General features: G+C 60.6%; 24 protein-coding genes and 2 tRNA genes. 11 read left to right on the top strand and 15 right to left on the bottom strand.

Features of this window, described 5'->3' with window-relative positions:
• Window positions 1–20 precede the first annotated feature (20 nt).
• Complete coding sequence (locus tag ABDK74_RS08230) at window positions 21–2663, bottom strand: TonB-dependent receptor (protein ID WP_346003431.1); 2643 nt, start codon at window positions 2661–2663, stop codon at window positions 21–23.
• A gap of 340 nt (window positions 2664–3003) precedes the next feature.
• Window positions 3004–3426, bottom strand: a complete 423-nt coding sequence (gene arfB / locus ABDK74_RS08225) for an alternative ribosome rescue aminoacyl-tRNA hydrolase ArfB (protein ID WP_346003430.1) — start codon at window positions 3424–3426, stop codon at window positions 3004–3006.
• A gap of 150 nt (window positions 3427–3576) precedes the next feature.
• Between arfB and ABDK74_RS08220 the strand changes: the two genes are divergently transcribed.
• A tRNA-Lys gene (locus ABDK74_RS08220) sits at window positions 3577–3652 on the top strand.
• Between the two features lie 111 nt (window positions 3653–3763).
• A complete protein-coding gene (locus tag ABDK74_RS08215; RefSeq protein ID WP_346003429.1) occupies window positions 3764–3925 on the top strand; it encodes a hypothetical protein in 162 nt (53 codons plus the stop codon).
• Window positions 3926–3947: 22 nt separating this feature from the next.
• On the opposite strand, the gene ABDK74_RS08210 is transcribed toward ABDK74_RS08215, so the two are convergent.
• From ABDK74_RS08210 to ABDK74_RS08200, 3 genes are all read right to left on the bottom strand, one after another.
• Window positions 3948–6602, bottom strand: coding sequence for a 2-oxoglutarate dehydrogenase E1 component (locus tag ABDK74_RS08210; protein WP_346003428.1), 2655 nt, complete (start codon window positions 6600–6602; stop codon window positions 3948–3950).
• Window positions 6603–6675: 73 nt separating this feature from the next.
• Window positions 6676–7638: an alpha/beta hydrolase gene (locus tag ABDK74_RS08205; RefSeq protein WP_346003427.1), complete on the bottom strand. Its 963-nt coding sequence runs from the start codon at window positions 7636–7638 to the stop codon at window positions 6676–6678.
• Between the two features lie 293 nt (window positions 7639–7931).
• Window positions 7932–9287 (bottom strand): IS1380-like element IS1247 family transposase, encoded by a 1356-nt coding sequence (locus ABDK74_RS08200; RefSeq protein ID WP_006473457.1) that lies wholly within the window; start codon window positions 9285–9287, stop codon window positions 7932–7934.
• 202 nt (window positions 9288–9489) lie between these two features.
• Here ABDK74_RS08200 and ABDK74_RS08195 point away from each other — a divergent pair, with 202 nt between their 5' ends.
• The 5 genes from ABDK74_RS08195 to ABDK74_RS08175 all read left to right on the top strand — a co-directional run bounded on the left by ABDK74_RS08195 (window position 9490) and on the right by ABDK74_RS08175 (window position 13637).
• Entirely contained in the window at window positions 9490–9813 is a 324-nt protein-coding gene (locus tag ABDK74_RS08195; protein ID WP_346003426.1) for a hypothetical protein, read from the top strand.
• A gap of 80 nt (window positions 9814–9893) precedes the next feature.
• Entirely contained in the window at window positions 9894–10532 is a 639-nt protein-coding gene (locus ABDK74_RS08190) for a 2OG-Fe(II) oxygenase (protein ID WP_346003425.1), read from the top strand.
• A gap of 23 nt (window positions 10533–10555) precedes the next feature.
• Window positions 10556–11623 (top strand): aspartate-semialdehyde dehydrogenase, encoded by a 1068-nt coding sequence (locus ABDK74_RS08185; RefSeq protein ID WP_346003424.1) that lies wholly within the window; start codon window positions 10556–10558, stop codon window positions 11621–11623.
• Window positions 11620–12507 (top strand): N-acetylmuramic acid 6-phosphate etherase, encoded by an 888-nt coding sequence (locus ABDK74_RS08180; protein ID WP_346003423.1) that lies wholly within the window; start codon window positions 11620–11622, stop codon window positions 12505–12507. Before ABDK74_RS08185 ends, ABDK74_RS08180 begins: the two co-directional genes overlap by 4 nt.
• 29 nt (window positions 12508–12536) lie before the next feature.
• A complete protein-coding gene (locus tag ABDK74_RS08175; protein ID WP_346004190.1) occupies window positions 12537–13637 on the top strand; it encodes an anhydro-N-acetylmuramic acid kinase in 1101 nt (366 codons plus the stop codon).
• An 11-nt stretch (window positions 13638–13648) separates the two neighbouring features.
• On the opposite strand, the gene ABDK74_RS08170 is transcribed toward ABDK74_RS08175, so the two are convergent.
• Window positions 13649–14071, bottom strand: coding sequence for a host attachment protein (locus ABDK74_RS08170; protein WP_346003422.1), 423 nt, complete (start codon window positions 14069–14071; stop codon window positions 13649–13651).
• A 457-nt stretch (window positions 14072–14528) separates the two neighbouring features.
• Here ABDK74_RS08170 and hemH point away from each other — a divergent pair, with 457 nt between their 5' ends.
• Both hemH and ABDK74_RS08160 read left to right on the top strand, forming a co-directional pair.
• Complete coding sequence (gene hemH / locus ABDK74_RS08165; RefSeq protein WP_346003421.1) at window positions 14529–15560, top strand: ferrochelatase; 1032 nt, start codon at window positions 14529–14531, stop codon at window positions 15558–15560.
• Window positions 15561–15950: 390 nt separating this feature from the next.
• Window positions 15951–17261 (top strand): glycoside hydrolase family 68 protein, encoded by a 1311-nt coding sequence (locus ABDK74_RS08160; RefSeq protein ID WP_346003420.1) that lies wholly within the window; start codon window positions 15951–15953, stop codon window positions 17259–17261.
• 142 nt (window positions 17262–17403) lie between these two features.
• Here ABDK74_RS08160 and ABDK74_RS08155 read toward each other — a convergent pair.
• The 7 genes from ABDK74_RS08155 to metK all read right to left on the bottom strand — a co-directional run bounded on the left by ABDK74_RS08155 (window position 17404) and on the right by metK (window position 23720).
• A tRNA-Pro gene (locus ABDK74_RS08155) sits at window positions 17404–17480 on the bottom strand.
• A 60-nt stretch (window positions 17481–17540) separates the two neighbouring features.
• Entirely contained in the window at window positions 17541–18248 is a 708-nt protein-coding gene (gene lepB / locus ABDK74_RS08150) for a signal peptidase I (protein WP_346003419.1), read from the bottom strand.
• 136 nt (window positions 18249–18384) lie between these two features.
• A complete protein-coding gene (locus ABDK74_RS08145) occupies window positions 18385–19290 on the bottom strand; it encodes an FAD-binding protein (RefSeq protein ID WP_346003418.1) in 906 nt (301 codons plus the stop codon).
• Complete coding sequence (locus ABDK74_RS08140) at window positions 19290–20039, bottom strand: electron transfer flavoprotein subunit beta/FixA family protein (protein ID WP_062031103.1); 750 nt, start codon at window positions 20037–20039, stop codon at window positions 19290–19292. Before ABDK74_RS08140 ends, ABDK74_RS08145 begins: the two co-directional genes overlap by 1 nt.
• 106 nt (window positions 20040–20145) lie before the next feature.
• The gene (locus ABDK74_RS08135; RefSeq protein WP_346003417.1) at window positions 20146–21786 is read right to left on the bottom strand and encodes an electron transfer flavoprotein-ubiquinone oxidoreductase; all 1641 of its coding nucleotides are present in this window, start codon (window positions 21784–21786) and stop codon (window positions 20146–20148) included.
• Window positions 21787–21824: 38 nt separating this feature from the next.
• Window positions 21825–22520, bottom strand: a complete 696-nt coding sequence (locus tag ABDK74_RS08130) for a tRNA (guanosine(46)-N(7))-methyltransferase TrmB (RefSeq protein WP_194261330.1) — start codon at window positions 22518–22520, stop codon at window positions 21825–21827.
• A gap of 15 nt (window positions 22521–22535) precedes the next feature.
• Window positions 22536–23720 (bottom strand): methionine adenosyltransferase, encoded by a 1185-nt coding sequence (gene metK, locus ABDK74_RS08125; protein WP_346003416.1) that lies wholly within the window; start codon window positions 23718–23720, stop codon window positions 22536–22538.
• Window positions 23721–24056: 336 nt separating this feature from the next.
• Between metK and ABDK74_RS08120 the strand changes: the two genes are divergently transcribed.
• Entirely contained in the window at window positions 24057–24845 is a 789-nt protein-coding gene (locus ABDK74_RS08120; protein ID WP_346003415.1) for an SDR family oxidoreductase, read from the top strand.
• 63 nt (window positions 24846–24908) lie between these two features.
• Here the strand turns inward: ABDK74_RS08120 and dapB are convergent, their stop codons facing one another.
• Together dapB and ABDK74_RS08110 are read right to left on the bottom strand one after the other, a co-directional pair.
• Entirely contained in the window at window positions 24909–25655 is a 747-nt protein-coding gene (gene dapB / locus ABDK74_RS08115) for a 4-hydroxy-tetrahydrodipicolinate reductase (RefSeq protein ID WP_346003414.1), read from the bottom strand.
• 25 nt (window positions 25656–25680) lie between these two features.
• A complete protein-coding gene (locus tag ABDK74_RS08110; protein WP_346003413.1) occupies window positions 25681–26118 on the bottom strand; it encodes a helix-turn-helix domain-containing protein in 438 nt (145 codons plus the stop codon).
• Window positions 26119–26209: 91 nt separating this feature from the next.
• Here ABDK74_RS08110 and ABDK74_RS08105 point away from each other — a divergent pair, with 91 nt between their 5' ends.
• Entirely contained in the window at window positions 26210–26815 is a 606-nt protein-coding gene (locus tag ABDK74_RS08105; protein WP_346003412.1) for an NAD(P)H-dependent oxidoreductase, read from the top strand.

Raw genomic sequence — 26815 nt, 5'->3', positions numbered from 1 at the left:
GAACGATCTGAAAATGGATTTCAGAAGCTGGCGTTGATACGGCCGTAATAGTAGCCGCCGGTGATGGGAACCTGTAGCGAGAACTGATCGTAGATCTGGGCGCCGCGGGAACTGTTAATGGGTTGCACACGACGGGGGCGGACGTTGAAGATGTTATTCGCACCAATCGCGAGATGCCAGTGGCTGTTGAAGCGGTACCCGACTTCGAGATCGGTCAGCCAGCGGGGCGTGTTTTTGAACTGCGCAAAACAGCTGTTGGAATAGGCTAGTTTGCCGCCGCTCGGGCAGCCGAGCGTTTTGTCCGTCCAGTCATAATAGGTCAGCATGGACGTGGTTTCGCCGTAGCGGGTCTGGCGGACGTTGAAGTCCCATTTCCCGACTGTATAGAACGCGTTCAGGATGATCTTGCTGCGCGGATAGGCGGTTGTGATGTAGCCGATGTTTTGCGCGTTCAGCAGTGCATTGCCGTTGGTATCTGTTGCGTTGTGGTGCAGACGCGTCCGGTTCAGGTCCAGTGCCATGCTGAGGTTCAGGTTGCCGGCATTATGGAAGCGGAACGTATAGTCCGCCTTGATGTCGAGGCCCTGCGTGCGGGTGCTGGCACCATTGGTCATGTAGTAGGCTGAGACGTTGTCGAGCGTAATGCTGTTCAGGGGCAGGGAGTATCCCATGGCTTCGATGGCATCGACGGCTGGCTGACCGTTGACGGTACCACCGCCCACGATGCGGTCACGCAGATTGATCTGATAGACGTCCGTTTCGACATGGAAGTTCTTGACGGGCTCCAGAACAATGCCGCCACTGGCGCTGACGGAGCGTTCCGGCTTCAGGGCGCTGGCGCCGAGAATACGGGCAGCTGTTGAGTTGACGGGCAGCAGGCCGGAGGCGCCGGTCGGGTCCACGTTCATGGCGCTATAGTGCTGTTCGGCCAGCGTCGGCGCGCGGAAGCCGGTGCTGATCGTGCCACGGATCGCGATGCGTTTGCTCACGTCATAGCGGGTCGAGACCTTGCCGTTTTCCGTGTTGCCGACATCCGTGTAGTGCTCGAAGCGGCCCGCGAAATCGAGATCCCAATGCGGGAGCGGATGGAAGTCGCCATCGACATAGGCAGCCCAGATATCACGGCTCCAGTTGCCGGCGCTGTTGGGACCAAGACCGGCATATCCCTGTGTGCCGCCCAGTTCATAGGACGGTGGGGTGCCAGCCTTGATTTCATAGGTTTCGAGACGGTGTTCGCCACCGAAGGCCAGCGTCATGGGCACGACGTTGGCAATATTGAAGTGGCGGCGGAAGTCCAGATTATTGGTCCATTGTGCCATGCGATAGGTTTCGGCACGGGTCGTATTGGGGGACCAGCCGCAGCCATCGGTGGAATAATAAGCCGAACCCGGAACCGTGGAGCATGTGCTGGCGAGCATACCGGTATTGACGGTGTTCTTGTTGCCGATTTTGTTCCCGTCAGCGCCGTATGTGGTGCTCAGATCCCAGTCGAAGCCCAGAAAGTTGTCGCCCTTGAGGCCCAGCGTGGCCGCATAGTCGTTCTCTTCCGATGTTTCGAGCGGGGAGAAGCCTGCCGGATACATGGTGGGCGCGATGACGGGTGTGCGGTAGTTTTCATACGCTTCGCCATGACGATGCATATAGGTGATCAGGCCGTAGAAATTGACGCCTTCGGTAATGGTCTTGCCGAAGTCGATAGCGAGGCTTTCGCGGGTTTCCTCCGGCGTACTCATGATCTTGTTGGAATTGGTCGGTACGTTCATCGCGTTCGGAACGATACCGTTATAGTATCCCGTCGTTGTGGCGTTGGTGGGCCAACTTCCGATCAGACGATGATCATGCGCGCCGACGACCATGTGATCCGAGTGATAAACCTCGCCGCTAAGATGCAGATAGCCGTCGCTGCCCCATTTTACGCCACCATCAGCGCCGACCTTATACTGCCAGCCGTCGCCGTTATAGGCGTTTGCGCCGGTCTGCACGGAGGTCTGCATGCCGTGGGCCTGTTTTTTGGTGATGATGTTCACCACACCGGCAATCGCATCCGAGCCATACATTGCGGCCGCGCCGTCTTCGAGCACTTCGATATGATCGATGGCGTTTGCGGGGATTGTGTTCAGGTCGGCGCCGGTGGAGCCGAACTGCGGGCCAGCATCGGCTGTGATGTTTGCGGTGTTATGGCGGCGCTTGCCGTCCACCAGAACCAGCACTTCGTTAGGGCCGAGACCTCGCATCTGGATGGAAGAGGTCAGAGCTGCGGAATCTGCGCCCATTGCCACCACGTTGATGGAAGCATAGGTCCGGGTCAGGGCGTCCGAGAGGTTGAGCATACCGGAGCGTCGGAGCGTCGCGGCAGAGACCACGGTGACGGGTGACGTGCTTTCACGGGCCTTGCGGTTCGTCGCGTGGGTGCCGGTGGTGACGTTGATCGTTTCGGCTTCACCCGCGAAGTTGATGTCGGTCTTTTTCTTGCGTGGTGCGGCAGCCGCAGTCTTCGCAACTGGAGCGCTGGCGGGATGTGCAGTTGCGTGCGTGCTGCTGCCGGTCCGGGTGCTGTGGTGACGGACAGGATGAGTAGTCGTCGTCGCGGCGAAAGCGGACAGACACGGCATGACAGAAAAGGCTGTTGTCACGAGCAGGGAGATGCGGTGCCGGGATTTCATTATTACTCTTTTTACCTCCATAAGACACCGCCCTTGGGTTCAGAGGGGGGTTCGGAAGAGTAACGATAAAAAATCGTTACGATAAAGTAGCAAAAATAATTTCAGCGACAGATTTTCCTCATGTTGCAATAAGGCAACAAAAAAATTATGTGGTCATTTTTTGGAAAATTAAATTCCGTCCGAGATTGGTTCAGCGAAAGATATTTTTTCCTCGCTATTTTCTGCTCAAAAAAGCAAACGGTAGTTTTTTTTATGTTACTTAATCGTATCGTATTGAGTTGTGCAGAACAGGAAATCTGTGAACGCTTCTGTTCTGGGAGAGCTGTGCCGGCTGTTGAGATCAGTCGTCCAGACGCACCGTGCGGTTACGCTTGATGCCTGCCCGGTGGGATTTCCCGTCCAGACGCCGTTGTTTGGCGGCTTTTCCGGGGCGTGTGGCGACGCGGAAGGCTGGGCGATGAGCCGCTTTCCGGATCAGTTCCGCCAGACGCTCGATGGCGTCTTCGCGGTTGCGCTGCTGCGTCCGGAAACGCCGGGCGGTGATGATGATTTCACCGTTTTGTGTGGCCCGGCTGCCCGCCAGTTCGATCAGGCGGGTTCTGATCCGGTCTGGCAGGGCGGGAGAACACGCGGCGTCGAAGCGTAGCTGCGCGGCCGTTGCCACCTTGTTGACGTTCTGACCACCGGGGCCTGACGCCAGAATGTAGGTCACTTTCAGTTCGTCGTCTTCGAGTGTGAGGCCGGGAAGAATCTGGATGGGCATCTGTTTCTTCCTTTCGGGGCTGAGAGACGAAGCGTGTCCGCCCATACCCTCTTTTGCGAGGAGAGACCATGTCTGGAGAGGTGCCAGACCTGTTTTTCGCGGTTGTGAGGTTGACGCCCTTATGGGTTGTGGGGTAGCCAGCGTGCGGATGAACCGGTAGCTCAGTTGGTAGAGCATTCGACTTTTAATCGAATGGTCCTGGGTTCGAGTCCCAGCCGGTTCACCATTTTTCCTGAGAAGAGCAGATGTCCCTACGTCCGACCGCGATCCGCTGGTGGTCTGTCGGGATTTTGCGGCCTATGATGTCGCAACAGGCTGATACGCAAGGAAAATGCTGATGACGCGAGTTCGGATTGGGATAGCGCTTGGACTTCTGGCGGCGCTGGCGGCGTGTGGGCCGGATTATGGCGGGCAGGGGTCTCGGCAGTTTCGTGGTGACAGTTATGGCAATGTCGGCGCGGGCCGCAGCAGCTATGGCTATCAGGGCGGCCCGACCTGAGGTTTTTCCTGTTCGGAATGGTTCAGGACAGGGCGTCCTGAACCAGTTTTTCCTGTTGGGCGGCATGAACGCCCGGTAGCCCGGTTGCGGGCGAGGCGGCACTGTCGCGGCCTGCATAGTCCGGGCGCTGCACCCGATGCTCGCAGGCGCGCAGGGCGCGTTCGATGCGACGGTCTACGAAAATCCATGCCCCGTTATTGAGGGGCTCTTCCTGACACCACACGACCTGTTCCGCGTCCGGGTGGCGGGCGAGCTGCTCCATGAGTGCATGGTGCGGGAAGGGATAGAGCTGTTCCATGCGGATGATGGCGACGTCGTCACAGTTTTGGCGCGCGCGTTCGGCGACCAGATCGTAATAGACCTTGCCAGTGCACAGAATGACCCGATGTGCGCCTTCTTCCTTGGCCGGGTCCGCGATGACGGGCTGAAAGCGGGTGTGTGGGCCCATCTCGTCCAGCATGGACACCGCGTCCTTGTTGCGGAGCAGGGATTTGGGCGTGAAGACGACCAGCGGTTTGCGGCAGCGTCGCGCGATCTGGCGGCGCAGGGCGTGGAAATAGTTTGCGGGTGTCGTGATGTTGCACACGCGCATGTTGTTTTCGGCGCAGAGCTGAAGAATGCGCTCGGGGCGGGCTGAAGAATGTTCCGGGCCGCCGCCTTCATAGCCATGCGGCAGAAGCAGGGTCAGGCCGGAGGTCCGCAGCCATTTGGTTTCGCCTGAGGCGATGAATTGGTCGAGAATGATCTGCGCGCCATTGGTGAAATCGCCGAACTGCGCCTCCCACAGAACCAGAGCTTCGGGATCGCCGAGGGAATAGCCGTATTCGAAGCCGAGGACGGCATATTCGGAAAGCGGCGAATTCCAGATGTTCAGCGGGGCCTGATGGGGCGCGATATGGGTCAGGGGCGTGTCTTCACGGCCTGTGTCCTGATCGAATAATACCGCGTGACGCTGGCTGAACGTGCCGCGACGGCTGTCCTGTCCGGACAGGCGCACGGGGTGGCCGTCCATGGATAGGGTGCCGAAAGCGAGGGCTTCCGCCGTGGCCCAGTCGAGCGGACCGCCATCGGCCACCGCCTTGCCGCGCGCTGTGATCTGCCGGGCCAGACGGGGGTGGACGGCCAGACCTTCAGGAATTGTCCCGATGGCGTCTCCGACATCCCGCAGGCGACGGAGGGGTACACCGGTCATGGGCTGGATACGATCCTGCTCGTCCTGAAGGCGTGTCGGGTCTTCGGGGCCGTCCAGCCAGTCTGTGCCGTCGGGGTGATAGGTCTTGGAGGTCTCGAACTGTTCTTCCAGACGGTTCTGGAAGTGGTTCCACATCTCCTCTACTTCGGCCTCGGTCATGACGCCCGTGCGGATCAGGTGTTGGGCGTAGAGGCTGCGTGTCGTGGCGCGGGACTGGATGGCGTGGACCATCGCTGGCTGCGTGAAGGCAGGTTCGTCGGCTTCGTTATGGCCGTGACGGCGATAGCAGACTACGTCCAGCACGATGTCGGACTGGAAGGTGCGGCGCCATTCATGCGCCAGAAAGGCACAGCGGGAGACGGCTTCCGGATCGTCGCCATTGACGTGCAGGATCGGGGCCTGAACGGATTTGGCGATGTCGGTATTGTGGATGCCGGAATGGGCGTCGGACTGGACGGTGGTGAAGCCGATCTGGTTGTTGATGATGACGTGGACCGTGCCGCCCGTCCGGTAGCCTTCCAGCTTGGACAGGCTGAGGGTTTCGTACACGACGCCCTGACCGGCGAAGGCTGCGTCGCCGTGGACGAGAATGCCCAGATGATGCTGGCGGTCATGGTCTTTTTCGCGATCCTGGTCGGCGCGGACACGGCCCAGCACAACGGGGTCCACCGCTTCCAGATGCGACGGGTTGGGCAGGAGCGAGATGCGGACGGTGTGGCCCGCATGTTCGAGTGTTGTGGCGGTGCCGAGATGGTATTTCACATCGCCCGAGCCCTGAATGGTGTCGGGCTTGAAGGAGGCGCCCGCAAACTCGCTGAAAATAGCGGCAAACGGCTTGCGCAGGATGTTGGCCATCACGTTCAGGCGGCCGCGATGGGGCATGCCGAGCGAAACGGAACGTACGTCGTCCTGTGCGGCGGCGTCGATGAGGGTGCGCAGCGCGACAATGACGCTCTCACCGCCTTCAAGGCCGAAACGGCGCATGCCCATGAAGCGCTTCTGACAGAACTGCTCGAAGGCTTCGGCGCGGGTGAGGGCGAGGAGGAGGCGCTTTTGGTCCAGCGACGGGCCGGGAACAGGGTTTTCAAGACGGTCGATCCACCACTGGCGTTGGGCGGGGTCCTGAAGATGCATGAACTCGGCGGCTGTGGTGCCGCAATAGGCGCGGCCCAGGCGGGCGATCAGGTCCCGATCCGCACCGGGCGGGTTCAGTTCCGCAATGTCGGGGACGGGGGCCAGGCCGAGTGGGTCCAGTTTTGCGATGGAATGTCCACGCAGGCGATAGGCGAATTTCAGGCTCTCGGCGCTGGCGTCGGTCTGTTCGGCGGCGTCTGTGGGCAGGCGGTCGGAGCCGAGGGTTTCGAACAGGGCGGCAAAAGCCGTGTCCACGGATGACGGGTCATGCTGCCAGCGTGTGTGCAGCTCCGCCAGATAGACGGTGTTTTCGCCGTTGATGGCGTCCCGGTCATCGCGATGGTCGCCCATGAACTCGTTCTCCTGTGTCCCCGGCCCCTGTGACATGATGGGAACCGGGGTCTGTCTTTTGGCCGCGTACTCTTCAGAGACCGAATCCGCGTTTCATGGCGTCGATACGGCGTGCGATGGAGCGGGTGGCGACCGGGGTGTCTGTCTGGTCGAAGATATGGCAGGCGCCGGGCACGATTTCCAGTTCTACTGAAACGCCCTGATGGATCAGGCGCTGCGCGTAGGCGAGGTTTTCGTCCAGAAACAGGTCCAGAGCGCCGACGGACAGATAGGTCGAGGGCAGATCGGACAGGTCGGTGGCGCGGGCGGGCGCGGCATAGGGCGAGACGTCCGCCGAGCCGGGAGCGAGGGGATTCAGGAGGCATGTCCACGCAAAGGTGTTGCTGACGCGGGTCCACACGAACTCGCCCCCCACGGGAGAGGCGTCAGGCTGGCCCGTGATCGTGCGGTCATCAAGCATGGGATAGATGAGGTTCTGGAACAGCAGCGTCGGCCCTTCGCGGTCGCGGGTTAGAAGGGCCAGTCCGGCTGCGAGGCCGCCGCCAGCGCTTTCTCCCGTCAGGCCGATGCGGGAAGCGTCGATCCCGAGGGTTTCTGCGTTCCGCGTGATCCAGCACAGTGTCGTGTACGCGTCCTCGATCCCCGCAGGAAACGGATGTTCGGGGGCAAGGCGGTAGTCCGGCGAGAAGACGACACAGTCCAGATCCTGTGCGAACTGGCAGAGTTGGGGAGTAGTGAGCTCAGGCTGGCCCGAGAGATAGCCGCCGCCATGAATATGCAGAAGCGCCGGACGCGGGGTCGTGGCTTCTTTGCGAGGCCGGACGCTCAGGAGGCGGATCGGGGATGCGTTGTCCGTGCCAGGAATGGACAGACGCTCGAGCGTGACTGGGTAATCTTCGGCCTGAAGGAAGGCTTGACCGGCAGCCTGTTCCAGTTCCTCGCGCCCGACCGGCAGTGTTTCAGGGGAAAGATTGATGGTCGGGAATTCTTCAAGGAGGGGAAGCAGTTCGGGAAGAATGAGGGATCTGGTATTCATGGGGCAGTGCCTTGGGCTGGGAAGGGGAAAGTCCTGGGAAATTTCAGTGGTCGACCTGCTTGAAGGCAAAAACCTGCATTCCCCAAGTGGCGTGGCGTTTGAGGTGAAGATCGCCTGTATCCGAGCGCTAGACAAGGATTTTCTGCCGCAAGCGGCACCTGCGGTCGCGCAGACTGCTGGATCTGGACGGATCAGACCGCGAAGCCGCTGTTTCCTTGCCCAGGGGCGGCGTTTTTCAGCGCAGCGGACAGATCTGTCCAGCCGCTTTCGTTCAGTTTGAGCGTGGATCGCGATCATGCGCATAGCGGTGGCGCTCGCAATCGGCGGATAGCGGCGAGGATGGCGCGTACCATCGTGCCGGTGACAGCGACCTCGGCCAGCTGGAAGGTGATGGTGCGGGCGTGACGGACCACACGTGCCCCGATCTTGATCAGCTTCAGTTGCAGGCTGGTCAACGACCAGTCGGCCATGGCCTCGGGCAGCTCGATGCAGCGCAAGAAGGTGGCCAGGTTGTACGCCAGGGCGTGCAGTTGCAGCCGCACCTCATTGTCGCGGAACTTCCGGCACGACAGCCGCGTCCAGCGAAAGGCGTATTTGCCCTCTTTGATGTGCTGCTCGGCGGTGCCGCGCTGGTTGTAGAACCGCACCACCCAGTCCGGCTCCATCGGCAGGTTGGTGACGATGAAGCCGACACGCGGGAACAGTTCGCCCGGATGCCATTCGATCTTGGCGATCACCCGGCGTTCCTTGTCCCAGGACGCCGCCTGATACTCGAATTCCTCGAAGAACCGCTTGACCTTGGTCAGTGACGGCCGCCCGACAGGGCGCGTTAGCCGATGCGCGATCTTGTCCTTGAGGACCGCGTTTGCGGGCAGCCGGATGGCGTAGAAGAACCGCGCTTCTTCCAATCGCTCATAGATCGCCGGGATCGCGTAGGCAGCATCGGCCCGGAAGAACCTGCCACCAAGGTCGCGCTCCGCGTAGCGCGCAATGACGGGGTCGAGAACATCACGCCAGCCATCGGCGCTGTGGACGTTGCCATGGCGCAGGGCGCAGCGTTCCAGCATCCCGAACTGGTTGAACAGAAAGTTGGGGTGATAGCAGCTACAGTCGAAATGGCCATTCCAGGCGGACCCTTCCTGGTCGCCATGGGTCGGGCTGACCGAGCTGTCCATGTCCAGAACGATGTACTTCAGCCCGTTACGGTCATGGAACCGGTCGATCCATTGCCCGTTCAGGTCGGCCAGCGCGGCACGGTTCCCGGCCAGAGCCAGCGTCTCGGTCTCGAACCGTCCCATCTGCGATGCCGAGGCCGCTTGTGCATCGACCGCTCTGCCGCCGACAACTTGGCGCATGACCGGATCGCAGGCGAGACGGTTGGCGTCGTTGACATCCTCGTATCCGGCCAGCCGCCCAAAGACTGATTGCCGGAACAGGCCGTCGAGCCGATGGACCGTGTTCTTGCCAGAGCGAGTATCGCGCAGCGCCGCTGACGCCAAATCGGACAACCCGAGCGCGTCATCAAGCTCGCGCATCACCAGAAGGCCGCCGTCGGAACTGAGCTGCGTGCCGCGAAATTCCAGCCGCACGCGAGGGTCGAAATCCACCCGATCTGCCCGTTGCAAGCCCGCACCCTCTGGGTGATCCATGAAACGCGCCCCTCGCAGCCTTCAACACCATGTTTTATATAGGAAATATAATGGTCAGGACAGCGAAATCAGCGCCTTACTTGGGAAATGTGGGAAAAATCTGTTCCTTCTGCCACAAAGTTGCCGCAACTTTTAATGCCCGAGAGTCGTCTTGGTGACTGACCGGTCCTGAGCCGGCCTTGTTGGGATGGGAGTTTCGCTGATGCGTGCTCTGCTGTTTCTTGCAGTTCTGACGGGAAGTGGTCTTGTGCTGACGGGTGCATCAGCGGGAGCGCAGGAGCCGCGTCGGGACGATCTGTCCGCGCGTTCCGTTCTGGCGGATGATGTCGGACAATCCGGGGTGGATCACCGGACGCTGGAATGCCGGACAGATCCGCGCCTGCTTCATACCGTCTGGGATGGGCGGGTCTCGTCCCTGCCGGGACCGCATGTGTGTACGGGGGGTGCGAACCGTCTGGGGGCAGGATATGTCCGCTATCTGGCGACGAGCCGGATGGTGAGAGTGCATAAGCCGCTGCGGGGGTAATATTCTTTCGTAAAAGGCAGGTCTCACATGTGTGGAATAGGCCTTGTCGCAGACGTGGGCCGCGTCTAGCCTTCCGCGCCATGAGCAGGATTTCCCTTGATTATGATGCGTTCGAGCGCATGCCCGTGGCGGAAAAACCGTTTCCGCATGTGGTGGTGCCGCATTTCATTGGCAATGATGACCTCAAGGCGGTTGTCTCCGATCTGCCGGATATGAAGTCCGGCGGCTCCTTTCCGCCGGAAGCCCTGAAGCTGACGCCGCGTGTTGCGGGCATGATTGCGGAGTTGCAGGGGCCGAAGCTCAAGGCGCTGGTGGCGGAGAAATTCGGGCTGGATCTGGCGGAGGCGCCGACCATGCTGACGGTGCGCGGACGCACGCGGGAAAAGGACGGGCGGATCCATCGGGATTCGGAGGCCAAGCTGGTCACGATCCTGCTGTATCTCAATCCGCGCGGCGAGGACTGGGCCTCACGCGATGGCTGTCTGCGACTGCTGAGCGGGCCTGATGATGTCGAGGATTTCGACGTCGAGGTGACGCCCGCAGAGGGGACGCTTCTGGTGTTCCCGAACGGTCCGGCCACCTGGCACGGGCACCGGCAGTTTGTCGGAACGCGATATGCGATCCAGCTCAACTATATGGCGACGGGGCGCAAGGCTCGCTACGAACTGCGGCGGCACCGTCTGTCGGCGCTTTTGAAGCGTCTGCCCTTTTCGGGCTGATTTTCAGGGAACGGGAAAAGATCATGGGTTATCGGGTTGCGGTTGTTGGCGCTACGGGTGCGGTCGGGCGTGAACTGCTGCGAATTCTGGCGGAGCGGGAGTTTCCGGTCGATGAGGTCGTGGCTCTTGCGTCTCCGCGTTCCACGGGACGTGAGATTTCCTTCGGGGACAAGACGGTCCTGAAGGTTCAGAATCTCGAGACGTTCGATTTCAAAGGCTGGGATATCGCGCTGTTCTCGCCGGGCGGTTCGGTTTCGGCCGTTTATGCGCCCAAGGCTGCGGCTGCCGGATGCGTCGTGATCGATAACACGTCCCATTTCCGCATGGAGCCGGGCATCCCGCTGATCGTGCCGGAAGTGAACGCCGCCGCCATCGGCAAGGCCAGCCGGGGCATCATCGCCAACCCGAACTGCTCCACCGCACAGATGCTCGTGGCACTCAAGCCACTGCATGACCTGTTCCGCATCAAGCGGATCGTGGTCTCGACCTATCAGGCCGTTTCGGGCGCGGGCAAGGACGGGATGGACGAGCTGTTCGCCCAGACCAAGGGCACCTTCGTCAACGACCCGCCGACGGTTGCTCAGTTCACCAAGCAGATTGCCTTCAACGTCATTCCCCATATCGACCGTTTCATGGACGACGGTGCGACCAAGGAAGAATGGAAGATGGCCGTCGAAACCCGCAAGATCATGGACCCGGACATCAAGGTTCTGGCGACCTGCGTGCGCGTTCCGGTGTTCATTGGGCATTCTGAAGCCATCAGCATCGAGTGCGAAAAGCCGGTTGATCTGAAGAAGGCACGCGAGGCGCTGCGCAAGGCGCCGGGTGTGATCCTGCGGGACGAGCGCGAAGATGGCGGCTACGTCACGCCGATCGATTGTGTGGGCGAGGATGCGACGTATGTATCGCGTCTGCGGATTGATCCGTCGGTCGAGAACGGTCTGGCGCTGTGGTGCGTGTCCGACAATCTACGTAAGGGCGCGGCGCTCAATGCGGTTCAGATTGCGGAAAGCATCGTGGAGCAGGGGCTTTTGAAGGACGGGCAGCTTTTCCGTCGCAACGAAATTCCGGACGAAGACGAGGCCGAATGACGGCGTCCCGTACGGAAACGGTTCTTGCGGTCAATGAGGATATCGAACGCCTGCCGCTCGATGCTCTTCTGGGCCGACTGCTGACGTCGCAGAAGGCGGCTCTGGATCGGGTTGTTGAGGCATTGCCGTCCATCGAGCGCGCCGTTGAGGCGGCTGTGCCTCGGCTTCAGGCCGGCGGGCGGCTGGTCTATGCGGGGGCCGGGACATCCGGTCGCATCGGCTTGCAGGACGGCGTGGAATTGACGCCGACCTTTGGGGTCGCGCCCGAAAAGCTGGTTCTGCTGCTGGCGGGTGGCGCCGGGGCGACGACCCAGGCCGCGGAAGGTGCAGAGGACCGGGAGGATCAGGCGCGGCTTGATCTGATGGATTATCACCCGACTGCGCAGGACGTGGTGATCGGCGTCGCGGCCAGCGGCAACACGCCTTACACTTGTGCGGTTGTTCAACTCGGACGGGAATTCGGAGCCCTGACGATCGGCGTGAGTGGCAACCCGGAGTCGCGCTTGCTGAAGGAAGCGGAGTTCGGGATCTGCATTCCGACGGGGGCTGAAGTTCTCGCGGGCTCAACGCGCATGGCCGCCGGGACAGCGCAGAAAGTGACGCTGAACCTGTTTTCCACCGCGCTGATGACGCGTCTGGGGCATGTCTATCGTGGGCGCATGGTGGATATGCGCATCAGCAACGACAAGCTTCAGGTGCGCGCGGAACGCATGGTCATGGAACTGGCCGGAGGAACAGCTGAAGAGGCGCGTGAGGCTCTGAAGCTCGTGCAAAGAAACACAAAACGGGCCGTGCTTCTGCGGCACGGGGTAGATCTGGCGGAGATCGAGCCGCTTCTGGAGCGGTGTCAGGGCAATCTGCATTTGGCGCTTGCCGGGCTTTGAACGCTGCGGTCAATGCGGGCGCGACCGGAATGGTCTGGGCGCTTGGACTGATGAGCGGGACGTCTCTGGACGGGGTCGATGCCGCTCTGATCGAAACGGATGGTGTGCGAATCGGGCGTACCGGGCCGTCTTTGACGCTGCCCTACAGCCCGGAACTCCGGGCCAAAACGCGGGCTCTGCTGGATCGTGCAGCAGGTTTGGCGTCGGATGATCCCGAAGTTCTGGCGCTCGCCCGGGACCTGACGGTGCAGCATGTGGAGGCGGTGCGTCTGTTGCGGGAGCAGGCACCGGATCTGGAGCCTGCGGTGATCGGGTTTCATGGTCAGACCATCCTGCATCAGCCCGAACTGGGTCGAAGCTGGCAGATCGGGGATGCCCGACTCCTCCAAGAGCGGTGCAACGTACCGGTCGTGCATGATTTCCGGACGCGGGATCTGGAAAATGGCGGGGAAGGCGCGCCGCTCGTACCGGTGTTTCACGCCGCTTTGCTTCAGCAGGAACAGCGTCCCGTGGCGGTTCTCAATATTGGGGGTGTCGCCAACGTGACGCTTCTGGGACCGAAGGATTCGGACGGGCAGCGGGGCGTATGGGCCTGCGATACCGGACCCGGAAACGCGCTTCTGGATGACTGGGCGCTCCAGCATACGGGCCAGCCTTGTGATTTCGGTGGCACACTGGCGGCTGCGGGAATGGTCTGTCAGGATGTTCTGGAAGCGCTTCTGGCGATGCCGTATTTTGCGCGCTCTATGCCCAAATCACTCGACAGGCTGAGTTTTCATCCCGAAGCCATGGCGCTGGTGCGGGATCTGTCTGCGGAAGACGGTGCCGCGACTCTGGCGGCTTTTACGGTTGAATCCGTTGCCCGAACAGCGTTTCCGGTGCGACCGGGAATGTGGTTTGTCGCAGGAGGCGGGCGTCACAATCCGGTTCTGATGGATGGGCTGAACCGGCGGCTTGGGAACGTAGCCTCGGTGGATATTTTAGGATGGGATGGCGATGCTCTGGAAGCGCAATGTTTCGGGCTTCTGGCCGTGCGCTGCCTGCGAGGGCTGCCCTCATCCTGGCCTGAGACAACCGGAGTGAGGCAACCCTGCGTGGCGGGGAAGACCGTTGGATGGCCCTCCCCTTGATCTGACCAAAATCAGACGGAAGCGAGTTCGGACCAGCCTGTTTCCGGGCGATCGAGATGCTTCAGCAGGTCGTGATCCGGTGTGTTGACCAGATCTTTGACGAGCGTCTTGAAGAGCTTCTTCGTGGTCGGCTTGTCGAGATGTTCGCGGATTTCGTGCGAAGCCTGCGGCGGAGCGACAAGCAGGATGCCTTCCACATTGGGGTCCTGTGCGGCCTTGTTGATATGGGCTGCCAGATCGCGGGTGAAGTGCACCTTGAGCTGATCACGTGGGTTTTCGTGTGGAGCCTTGATGGACGAGACGTCCTTTTCCGCACTGGAGCCTTTGTGCAGGTCGAAGGTTTCGATCGTGCGGAGCTGCGATCCTTCAAGGCGCAGGAAACGGGCTTTTTCTCCGTCAGCCACAACGTAAATGACGGGGTCCTGTGTAGCCATGTCTGAAAATCCTTAATTCAAAACGGATGATGTATCTGTAACCGCTCTGAGATGGGATGGTTGCCTGTGGCTGCCAAGGTGACGCAGAGTCGTATTCACCTAAGGTATTGGAAAAAAGAGAATATTTCATTTTTTTGAATGTTTTTTGAAGAATTCCGATTTTTTTCTTGAAATGCGGAAGAGATGTGCTCAATCTCTGAATTGAGCTTACCGGAAAATCTTTTCCAAAGGCTCAAAGGAGGCAAGTATGGCTCTGACGAATACTCTTCTGCCGTATGTTGGTCCTATGGCTGTCGCTGTTGCGGTGTGTGCCTATACTATCCTGCAAGGGACGCGGAAACCGGATGTTTCCTATGCGAAAGTACGGCACCGACGATAGCGTCCCGCAAGGGGCGCGTATCTTCAGACGTTTTCCCTCTTTCCTAAGTGCGTGCCCGGTTCCACAGTAGAGGGCACCATGGCTTTCTTACATAAAACCCCACGCATTACCCCTCCGCCCGAAGGCAGGACGGGTGTTCTTCTGATCAATCTGGGTACGCCTGACGATACAGGCTATTTCTCAGTCAGAAGATATCTCAGCGAGTTTCTCTCTGACCGTCGCGTCATTGAGAGTCCTCCTCTGATCTGGCAGCCCATTCTTCAGGGCATCATCCTGACAAAACGTCCTTTCGCCAGCGGCGCGAACTACGCGCGGATCTGGCATAAGGAAGAAAACGCCTCACCGTTGCGGGTCTATACCCGCAGGCAGGCCGAAGGGCTGGCTGAACGGCTGAAGGCTGATGGCGTGCCAGTGGAATGGGGCATGCGCTACGGCCGTCCTTCTGTTGCAAAGGCGCTGGAAAGCCTGATGGATCAGGGATGTGACCGGATCGTCAGCATCGCGCTTTATCCGCAGTATTCCGCGACCACGACCGCAACGGCCAATGACCAGCTTTTCCGTGCGCTCATGCGTCTGCGACGCCAGCCTGCTGTCCTGACAGTTCCATCCTTTCCGGATCACCCTGCTTTTATACGTGCGCTTGAAACCTCTGTTCAGGACAGGCTGGCAGAACTCCCTTTCAAACCGCAGCAGATCGTCGCGTCGTTTCATGGTCTTCCCAAAACCTGCATCGAAAAGGGCGATACGTACCGCGACGAATGCGAGCGGACGATTGCCGGGCTGCGCGTTGCTCTTGGGTTGAGCGAGGAGCAGATGCCTCTGACATTCCAGTCCCGTTTCGGGCCGCTTGAATGGATCCAGCCTTACACGGCGCCTTTTGTGAAGGCTCTTCCGGCGCAGGGGGTCACGAAGATTGCCGTGATCATGCCCGGCTTCATGACGGACTGCATCGAAACGCTGGATGAAATCGGGAACGAACTTCGGGAAGAGTTCATGGAAGCGGGAGGAGAGGAGTTTGCTCTTGTGCCCTGTCTGAACGATTCGAAAGCTGCGATTGATCTTCTGGAAGAGCTTTCGCGCTCTGCTCTGGCTGGTTTTCAGCGCCGCTGAGCCCTGCGACTTTCTGATCCGTTTAGAAACCCACCCGGTGACGGGTGGGTTTTTTTGTGAACCGGAGCCTGCAAAAGCAAATAGAAATTTTCTGCTTGCATCGCGCGCAGCTTTTTCCTATAACTGTGGCACTGAGCCATTAAGCGTAATTAATCAATGGTTCAAAACACAATTTCAGGTCAAAGAATTTTGAAAAGGCTGCTTCCACAAGAAGCAGCCTTTTTTGTTGAGCATTTTAGAAAAAATACTTGTTTTTCTGTTTGGAACATTACGGCTCAGTATCGGATTTGATCTCCTTATTCAGACGTTTCTCCAGCATCTGGACCTGAAACAGGGTCTCGGATGCTGGCGTGCGTCTGGTTCTTTTCTTTTTCAGTTACAGGAAAATTCATGAACGCTGTTTCCAGCAAGCAGAGCGCAGTCCAGTCGGGTTCACGCTGGACGATCGCTGATGCGATGAAGATCCGTACCGATGATCCGACCACGACCATGCCGGTCATCGATTATGCATTCCCCGTCATCGATTCCGATGTCTGGCAGTGGGACACCTGGCTGCTGCGTGACATCCACGGCAAAACCGTGACTTTCAAGGGCTGGTACATCATGTTCGCCCTCGTCGCCGATCGCGCCGCCACGGGCGATACGGCCGAGGGCTGGCACCGCCGTAACGATTTTTCCTATATCGGTTATTATTATAGCCGTACCGGTAATGGCGCAGACTGGAAGTTCGGCGGTCGTGTCATCAAGGAAGGCGCGAATTCCCGCAGTTGGGAATGGTCCGGCTGTGCCGTCATGCGCGAGAACAGCGCCAACACGATCGACCTGTTCTACACCTCGGTCAATCAGACGCCGCCGCAGTCCGTTCCGTCCTACACGACAGGCCGTGTCCTTGCCGACGCAAATGGCGTGTGGTTCGAGGGTTTCGATGTCTGCACGGACATGTTCGAAGCCGATGGCGTGCATTATGCCAACATCGTCGAGGACCAGTACTGGGATTTCCGCGATCCGCATATTTTCCGCAATCCCGGCGACAACCACATCTATGCCCTGTTTGAAGGCAATGTTCCGGGCATGCGTGGGAACTTTACCATTGGTTCCGACGAAATGGGCGCAGTTCCGCCTGCCACGACGGTTCCGGCCAATGCCCAGTATGGCGCTGCGGCCATCGGCATCGCCCGTCTGAAGTCGGACGCCACGCAGGGCGACTTCTCCAAATGGGAAATGCTTCCGGCTCTCGTCACGGCGCTTGGTGTCAATGACCAGACGGAGCGTCCCCATGTCGTGTTCCAGGACGGTCTGACCTATCTGTTCACGATCTCCCACCATTCCACCTTCACCGGCAACAGCATCGGTCCGGATGGTGTGTATGGTTTTGTCTCGCGGGACGGCATTTTCGGTCCGTACGCGCCGCTGAACGGTTCGGGTCTGGTGCTCGGCAACCCGTCCTCCGCGCCGTACGAAACCTACTCTCACTTCGTCGATCCTGCCGGTTACGTGCAGTCTTTCATCGACACCCTGCCGCAGCCCGGTTCGGCTGATCCGGAGAGCCCGGCGACCTATCGCATCGGTGGCACCCTTGCCCCGACCGTGAAGATCGTCCTCGAAGGTGAGCGGACCTATCTGACGGAAGTCCATGCTTACGGGCAGGTTTTTGCTCAGGGCGTCTGGCCGACTTCTTCGGCGTTTGACAAGCGTTCCTGAAGCCGTTTTGCCCTCTCCCGAAAGGGGGAGGGCATTTTTTTTGCGTTATAGGTTTTGAGCGTCAGGAGCAAAATTCTGGCGCAGAAATGCTCTGGCCTGTGGGCCTGAAACGGTTTTAGCGATTTCTGGAAAAATTATCGGCTGGTCGGAGTGAGAGGATTCGAACCTCCGGCCCCTGCGTCCCGAACACAGTGCTCTACCAGGCTGAGCTACACTCCGGCCGACGGCGCTTCTCCTACAGGGGTTAATGCTTTCCTGCAAGAGGGTTAGGGCGAAAAATCAGAGAACGAGCGCCGTTCTGCCGATATCCCGCCATGACCACAGGACGGCGCGGGCCTGTCCCTGAAGGTTCCAGACGGGAAGAAGCCCGACGCCGCCGTCCGCTACGCTGACCCGCGAGTCGGCGGAGTTATCCCGGTTGTCGCCCATAACGAACAGATGGTTGGCGGGAATGGCGAAGGGGGCAATGTTGTCTAGGTCTCCGTCCTGCGACATTTTGAGAATATCGTGGTGGATGTTTCCCGGCAGGGTTTCTTGATAGCGTTCTGCCGCACGCCAGACGTTCTTTCGGCTTTCTTCGCGGGTTGGCCCCATGTCTTTCCATGGAAGCACCGTTCCGTTCAGGATGACCCGACCATGCACCAGAGCCACCGTATCGCCTGGCAGACCGATCACGCGCTTGATCCAGGTCTGATGCAGGTTGGCGGGTGCGCGGAACACGACCACATCGCCGCGATGGGGCAGATGCCCGAACAGGCGGGTGCCCGTTTCGGAATAGGGCTTCAGCAACGTCCCGAACGGCAGATTGGCCGTACTGAGACCGTAGGACGGGACAATGACGCCGATCTGGTCGCCGATCCGCAGCGTCGGCTCCATGGATGCCGAAGGCACGATGTAAGCGGCGGCGAGAGCACTGTGAATGGTCAGGAAGCCCAGAAGGACGGGCAGGCAGGGCAGGATGTCGCGGATGAACTTGCGCAGGGTCATGATGAGGGTCTCCGTGCCCGACAGAGTGCCTCATGGGGCGCGAAGAGCCAGTTAAACCTGCGTCAGGTCCCGTCATGAAAAAAGGGGCTTCCCGTCATGGGGCGCCCCTTTTTTGTCGTTTCAGGCGAACAGTGCCTTACAGCGCTTTTTCGAGCGCCGGGAGGACCTCGAACAGATCACCCACGATGCCGTAATCGGCGACCTTGAAAATCGGCGCTTCCGGATCGGTGTTGATGGCCACGATAACGCGGCTATCCTTCATGCCAGCCAGATGCTGGATCGCACCGGACAGGCCGACGGCGATGTAGAGTTCCGGCGCCACGATCTTGCCAGTCTGGCCAACCTGCATTTCGTTCGGAGCAAAACCGGAATCCACGGCCGCACGCGAGGCGCCGATGGCGGCGTTCAGCTTGTCGGCAATGGGTTCGAGCAGCTTGAAGTTTGCAGCGTCCTTCAGGCCTTTGCCGCCGGAAATCACCACGCGGGCAGATTCCAGTTCCGGACGATCGGAGGCCGAAAGCTCGACCTTCACGAAAACAGACTTCTCGCTGGCCGGAGCTTCGATTGTCTCAACCGTGGCGGCCCCACCTTCGGCAGCAACCGGATCGAAATTGGAGCCACGGATCGTCAGCACCTTGATGCTGTCGGCGGAGCGAACCGTTGCCAGCGCGTTACCGGCATAGATCGGGCGCACGAACGTATCGGCGTCCTTGATCTCAACCACGTCGGGGATAGGCTGCACGTCCAGTAGGCCCGCCAGACGCGGCAGGATGTTCTTGCCGGTGGCGGAGGCAGCGGCCACGATATGGCTGTAGTCCTTCGCACGGGCGGCCAGCAGATCGGCGGCGGGCTCGGCCAGATCGTTGACCAGACCCGGCACGCTGAGAACGCGCGTCACACCCGGCAGGGCAGCAGCGGCCTGGGCGCCGTCTCCGAACACGATGGCATCGACCGCACCGAAGCGGGAGGCGGCGGCAACAGCCGAACGGGAAGCCTGACGGACCGCGCCGTTTTCGACTTCAACCAGAACAAGAGCGGTCATCAGATCACCTTCGCTTCTGTCTTGAGCTTTTCGACCAGTTCGGCCGCGCTGTTTACCTTCACGCCTTCCTTGCGCTCGGCGGGTTCGGCCACCGAGACTACCGTCAGGCGCGACGCCGTATCGACGCCGAGACTGTCGATCTCGACCGTCTCAAGCGGCTTCTTGCGGGCCTTCATGATGTTCGGCAGGGACGCATAGCGCGGCTCGTTGAGGCGCAGATCCGCCGTTACCACAGCCGGGAGCGTGAGGGACACGACTTCCGTGCCGCCGTCGATTTCGCGGGCGACTTCGATCCGGCCATCGGCAACCGTCACAGCGCTGGCGAATGTGCCCTGCGGCCAGCCGAGCTTCGCGGCCAGAATCTGGCCCGTAGCATTCATGTCGTCGTCGATCGCCTGCTTGCCCATGCAGATCAGGCCAGCCTCTTCGCGCGTGGCGATTGCTTTGAGCACGTTGGCCACGGCGCGCGGCTCAAGCGTGTCGTCCGTGCGGACGAGGATGGCGCGGTCCGCGCCCATCGCCATGGCCGTACGCAGCACATCCTGCGCAGCCTGTGCGCCGACGGTCACGACCACGACTTCCTTGGCCGCACCTTTTTCACGCAGGCGCACTGCTTCTTCGACTGCGATTTCGTCGAACGGATTCATGGACATTTTCACGCCCTGCGTTTCGACACCGCTGCCATCGGCCGCTACACGTACCTTGACGTTGTAATCGACCACCCGTTTGACTGGGACCAGAACTTTCATCGTCATCTTTCGCTGCTGTCGCCGCCACAAAAACGGGCGCCACCGTAGCGGGATTGACCGGAAAAGTCACATTCCGCTCTGGCGGTGCCCTTTTGCAGGAAGAAAATTACATCCCGACCGGATAATTCGGACCGCCGCCACCTTCGGGCGTGCACCAGTCGATATTCTGCGTCGGGTCCTTGATGTCGCAGGTTTTGCAGTGCACGCAGTTCTGGGCGTTGATCCGGAGCTGCCAGGCGTTTTCGCCCGTCTGTTCCTGTTCATACACACCGGCCGGGCAGTAGCGGCTCTCCGGCGAATCGAACACGTCGTGATTGACGGTCTGCCAGACGGTCTCGTTGCGGAGTTTGAGGTGAACCGGCTGGTTCTCCTCGTGATTCGTGCTGCTCAGGAAGACCGAACTGACGCGATCGAAAGTGATCTTTCCGTCTGGCTTGGGATAGTCGATTTTCGTGCATACCGAGGCCGGACGCAGCGTCTCGTTATCGGCGTGCGGGTGACGCAGCGTCCAGGGCGCACGGCCCCGCAGGATCATGCTGTCGATCCCGGAATAGAGCGCGCCGAGCTTCATGCCCCATTTGGCGAAGGCCGGGCGGATGTTGCGGACGTCGCGCAGTTCGGACCACAGCCAGGACTGCTGGACGCGCGCCGTCATGCTGGCGGCTTCCTTCTTGTCCTTTTCCAGAGCCTCGGCCACGGCTTCAGCCGCGATCATGCCGGACTTCATGGCCGTATGCGTGCCCTTGATCTTGGGCACGTTCAGGAAGCCCGCCGAATCGCCAGCCAGCACGCCGCCGGGGAAAGTCAGACGCGGAATGGACTGGAATCCGCCTTCCGACAGGGCACGTGCGCCGTAAATCAGACGCTTGCCGCCTTCGAAATGCTCCCGGAAGGCCGGGTGCAGCTTGGTGCGCTGCATTTCCTCGAACGGCGAAAGATAGGTGTTGGCGTAATCGAGGCCGGTCACGAAGCCGAAGCTGACCAGATTTTCCCCGAAATGATAGAGCCAGGCGCCACCATAGGTGTGATCGTCGAGCGGCCAGCCAAAGCTGTGCTGCACGAGGCCGGGACGGTGCTTTTCCGCCGGAATTTCCCAGACTTCCTTGATGCCGAGGCCATAGGTCTGCGGCTCCACGCCCTTGCGCAGGCCGAAACGCTTCATGGCATGGCCTGTGAGGGAGCCGCGCGCGCCTTCGGTCAGGATGGTCTGCTTGGCGCGCAGGATCATGCCGGGCGTGAAGTTCGGCCCATGCTCGCCGTTGCGTTCGATGCCCATGTCGCCCGTGATGACGCCAGCGACGTGGTCATTTTCGATGAACAGTTCCGCACCCGAGAAGCCCGGATAGATCTCAACGCCCAGAGCCTCGGCCTGCTCGCCAAGCCAGCGGCAGACTTCGCCGAGCGAAACGACATAATTTCCGTGATTGGCCATCTGCGGCATCACGCGGTCCAGATATGGAACCGCGAAGGAGCGCGTTTCGGTCAGGAACAGCATCCGCTCTTCCGTCACCTGCGTCCGCAGCGGGGCGTCCAGATCGCGCCAGTTCGGCAGAAGTTCATCAAGCGTGCGCGGCTCGATGACGGCGCCCGAAACGATATGGGCACCGATCTCGCTGCCTTTTTCGATCAAGCAGACACCCGCATCCGGCATCAGCTGTTTCAGGCGGATCGCGGCGGACAGACCGGCGGGACCGCCACCGACCACCACGACATCGAATTCCATTTCTTCGCGTTCGATCTGGGTCATGATGTCAGGAAACTCGCTGAATAACTGAGATAAGGGTTTCAGGGGCGGCGCGTGAAAGTCCAGTAGAACGGCACGCGCCCTTCGCGGAAGGCCTTGGCCTCATAGCGTGTGGGTGACCAGCCTTCGGGACGTTCCTTCGCCGGGGGCGGCGCATCAAACAGGTCCTGCTTGCCCATCACCTCCGTGACCCACTCCTGATAGACGGGATGGTCACTGGCGACGCGCCAGATGGCGCCGGGTTTCAGGACGCGGTGCATCTGCTTGATGTTTTCCGGATGCACGAAGCGGCGCTTGGCGTGCCGGGCCTTGGGCCACGGGTCCGGGAACATCAGATACGCCCGGTCGAGGCATGCGTCGGGCATGTCCTTGAGCAGCAGGCGGGCATCTTCGGCCCAGATGCGGAAATGGGGAGGCGGCGTAGCCGTGTCTTCCTCGCCTTCGGGCACGAGGCGCGAGAGCAGGGAGCACAGGCCGTTCTCGAAGACCTCGGAGGCGATATAGCCGACATCCGGGTTCAGTTCGGACTGGCCAACGGCATGTTCGCCACCGCCGAAACCGATTTCGAGAAAAACGCGCGAGACCGCATCGGAGAATCCCGCAGCGGGATTTTCCGGTGAGGTGAAGGAAAGCCGGGGCAGCGCCTTCTCAAGAAGGTGCTGCTGCCGGGCCCGGAGCGGATGGCCGCGCTGGCGACCGTAAAGCCGCTCCGGCTGGGGTTTGAGAGACTCGACCAGGGGTTTTCTGCCAGATTACCGGTTGAGGGCGCCACGCAGCGTGGTGACCAGATCGGTCTGTTCCCAGGTGAAGTTGTCCAGAACCGGATCCGGCGCACGGCCGAAATGGCCGTAAGCGGAGGTCGGAACATAGATCGGACGGTTCAGGCGCAGATGCTTGCGGATGCCGCGCGGGGAGAGGTCCACAACGTCGTTGAGGATCGCACCCAGACGGGCTTCGTCCACGTCCTTGCCCGTACCATCGAGGTCAACATAGACCGAGAGTGGCTTGGACACGCCGATGGCGTAGCTGAGCTGGATCGTGCAGCGGTCGGCCAGGCCGGCGGCCACGACGTTCTTGGCGAGGTAACGCGCGGCATAGGCTGCCGAACGGTCCACCTTCGTGGGGTCCTTGCCGGAGAACGCGCCGCCACCATGCGGGGCTGCGCCACCATAGGTGTCGACGATGATCTTGCGGCCCGTGAGGCCTGCATCGCCGTCCGGTCCGCCGATGACGAAATTGCCGGTCGGGTTCACATAGAACTCGTCTTCCGGGCAGTTCCAGCCTTCGGGGAGGATGCCATTGACCACGTCGCGCAGCGTCTCGCGGATCGTGTGCTGGCTCATGCCTTCGACATGCTGCGTGGAAATCACGACGGACGTGACGCCAACGGGCTTACCGTCGACATAACGCAGCGTCACCTGGCTCTTGGCGTCCGGCAGAAGGCCAACACCACGGGCGTCGCCGCTCTTGCGGTAGTCGCGGATGCGCTCGAGGATCGTCTGCGCATAGAACAGCGGCGCAGGCATCAGGTGTTCGGTCTCGCGCGTGGCGTAGCCGAACATGATGCCCTGATCGCCAGCACCTTCGTCCTTGTCACCAACACTGTCGACGCCCTGTGCGATGTCGGCGGACTGTGCGTGCAGGTAGGAAGTGATCTCGGCTTTCTTCCAGGAGAAACCTTCCTGGTCGTAGCCGATGTCCTTGATGGCTTCACGGGCGCGGTCGATCAGCGTGTCCTCGACCTCTTTGGGGCCGCGGACTTCACCGGCCAGGACGACGCGGTTGGTGGTGACCAGCGTCTCACAGGCAACACGCGCTTCCGGATCGGCCTGAAGATAGGCGTCCAGAACGGTATCGGAAATGCGGTCCGCCACCTTGTCGGGATGGCCTTCGGAAACGGACTCGGATGTGAAAAGGAAATCGCCGTGATTGCGCACTCAGGGACCTCGCAGGGAATGAGTGGTGAGAAGGGCCACAGTGTGCCTTGGCAGGCGGTCTGTGGCATTCAGGGAGGGGACGGCTTGGCGGAATTGGACGCAAGGGTCAAGGGGTAGCAGCGGGTCTGAACGCAGTTTTCTGCGGAAAAGTCCCGAAAACCGCTCTGAAATTACAAAAAAACCGGACAGATATTACGAAAAAGAGAGCGCCAGCCCCTGTTTCATTTTTCAACGACACCGGCCATGCTGCGTTTGTGCTCCCGTGACCATCATGGCCCGTCAAAGACGCGGCACGAGGTCGATACCGGGAAAAACAGGAAATTTGAGGCATTTGAAATGTCGAATCACTTTAGCGGTAAAGTCTGTCTCGTCACCGGCGCGGGTGGCAATATCGGTCTTGCGACCGCCCTCCGTCTGGGCGGGGAAGGGACGGCCATCGCCCTGCTGGACATGAACCGGGAGGCCCTTGAGAAAGCCGAAGCCGCCGTACGGGAAAAGGGCGTCGACGCCCGGTCCTATATCTGTGACGTCACGTCCGAAGAGGCCGTGACCGCGACGGTGGACGATGTGGTGCGGGATTTCGGGAAGATCGACTTCCTGTTCAACAATGCCGGATATCAGGGCGCATTCGCCCCGGTGCAGGACTACCCGTCCGAGGATTTCGCGCGCGTGCTGACGATCAATGTCACCGGCGCGTTTCATGTCCTCAAGGCCGTCGTGCGGCATATGATCGCGCAGAATTACGGTCGTGTCGTCAACACAGCCAGCATGGCCGGTGTGAAGGGGCCGCCGAATATGGCTGCTTACGGCGCGTCCAAAGGCGCCATCATCGCCCTGACGGAAACGGCGGCGTTGGATCTTGCCCCCTACAATATCCGCGTGAACGCCATCAGCCCCGGTTATATGGGCCCCGGCTTCATGTGGGAGCGTCAGGTCGAGCTTCAGGCCAAGGTGGGAAGCCAGTATTTCTCCACCGATCCCAAGGTGGTGTCCGAACAGATGATCGGGAGCGTCCCGATGCGCCGTTATGGCGATATCAACGAAATCCCCGGTGTGGTCGCGTTTTTGCTGGGGGATGATTCCAGCTTTATGACGGGGGTGAATCTGCCGATCGCTGGTGGTTGATTGGGGAGTCCGGGCTCTGCCCGGGCCCGGCAGGGATCTTGATCCCTGCACCCTGATTCGGAATCAGTGCTTGAGCGCGTCGGCCATTGTGTAGAGTCCGGCTTGGCGTCCGGCGAGCCATTTTGCGGCGAGTAGGGCGCCTCTGGCGAAGACTCGCCGGTCCAGTGCGCGGTGCGATAGGGTAATCTGTTCGTCCGCGGCCATCAGGACGAGGTCGTGTTCGCCCACGATCTGCCCACCGCGCAGAGACGCGAATCCGATCGCCCCTTCCGGGCGCAGACCGTTCTGGTCAGTCCGGGCCACATCCTCGAATGCGACTCCACGTCCTTCCGCCACGGCCCTTCCGATCGCCAGCGCCGTACCCGAGGGCGCATCCAGCTTCTGGCGGTGATGAACCTCCAGAATTTCCGCATCATAATCCGGCAGTCCCGCGCCAAGCTGCCGGGCCAGTTCCAGAAACAGCGTCAGCGCCGGAGAGAAATTGGCGGCCTGAAGGACGGGAATATGCTGCGCCGCCGCGTTCACGGCATCCTGTGCGCCACGATCGAGACCCGTGGTTCCCAGAACCCACGCACATCCGCCCTGCGCGAAGGCCACCGCATGGGCCGGGACAGTGGTGGCATGGCTGACGTCGATCACCACATCGCAGTTCTTTGCGAGCGTGGCAGGGTCGGTCGTGATGTTGCGTGAGGCATCTGCCGTGCGGGACAGGCCGCCTGCGAGGGCGCTTCCGGCTTCCTCGGCGCAGAGGGTGCCAAGTCGGCCCGTGATGCCGGCAATACCGATACGGGGGGCGGAAATCAGGGTCATGAAGAGGGCCTTGCGTGCGAAAAAATCAGAGATCGGCGTCTAGCCGGGCGTCGAAGCGGGCTCGGGCGGATTCGATTTCGGGGCGGTTCGACATCGCCCACTGACCGAAGGCTTCTGTCAGTGTCCAGAGCGATTCCCCAAGCGTCGTGAGTTCATAATCCACGCGCGGCGGAGTCGTGGGCGTGACAGTCCGCAGGACGAGGCCGTCACGTTCCAGATTGCGCAAAGTGAGCGTCAGCATCCGCTGTGAAATTCCGTCAATCGCGCGGCGCAGTTCGCTGAAGCGGTGCGATCCACGCCCGAGCGATTTGACGATCAGAATGCTCCACTTGTCCGTCGTGCGGGCGAGAATGGAGCGGATGACGGCGCAGGCGCCGCTGTCCTGTGCGCAGTCCAGAGGTGCCGCACCCGGCTTTACGGACGGCTTCGGGGGAGGGGCGGTGTCACTGATGCGAACATCCATGTGCCTATGGCTCCGGAATGTGCCTTCTTGCGGCGGGGTTCAAAGGTTCCTTATCTGGTGCTGGTTACGATCAGGAACCGGAAAGATCAAAATGAAACTTCTTCACATCGATTCCAGCATTCTCGGTGACAGCTCTGCCAGCCGTCAGGTCAGTGCCGCCGCTGTCGCGCAGCTTCGCAAGAAAGACCCGTCCCTCGAGGTCATTTCCCTGGATCTCGCCAGCGATCCGCTGCCGCATCTCGACGTCGAAGCCCTGTCATGGCTCGGCAAGGAACTGACGCCGGATGTGTCGGCTCGCCCCGAACTGGTCGCCAGCGCCAAGGCTCTGAATGATTTCAAGGCTGCGGATATCGTCGTCATTGGCGTGCCGATGTACAACCTGTCGATTTCCAGCCAGCTCAAATCCTGGATCGACCGCATCATGGTGGCGGGTCAGACCTTCCGTTATGGTCCGTCCGGCATTGAAGGTTTGGCCAAAGGCAAGACAGTCGTGCTCGCTCTGGCACGTGGCGGCCTGTATGGCGAAGGCTCGCCCGCAGCTTCTTTCGAGCATCAGCTCAGCTACCTGAAATCCGTCTTTGCCATGATCGGCATTACGGACATCACCGTGATCGAAGCCGAAGGTCTCGCCACCAACGGCGGCGCCGACCGTGCCCGCATCCTCTCGGACGCAGAACAAAAGGCCAGCGCGCTCTAA

The organism is Gluconobacter sp. OJB, from assembly GCF_039638275.1.
Classification (GTDB): domain Bacteria; phylum Pseudomonadota; class Alphaproteobacteria; order Acetobacterales; family Acetobacteraceae; genus Gluconobacter; species Gluconobacter cerevisiae.
The sequence above is the reverse complement of the archived record's forward strand: the minus strand, read 5'-3'. Positions and strand labels throughout refer to the sequence as shown.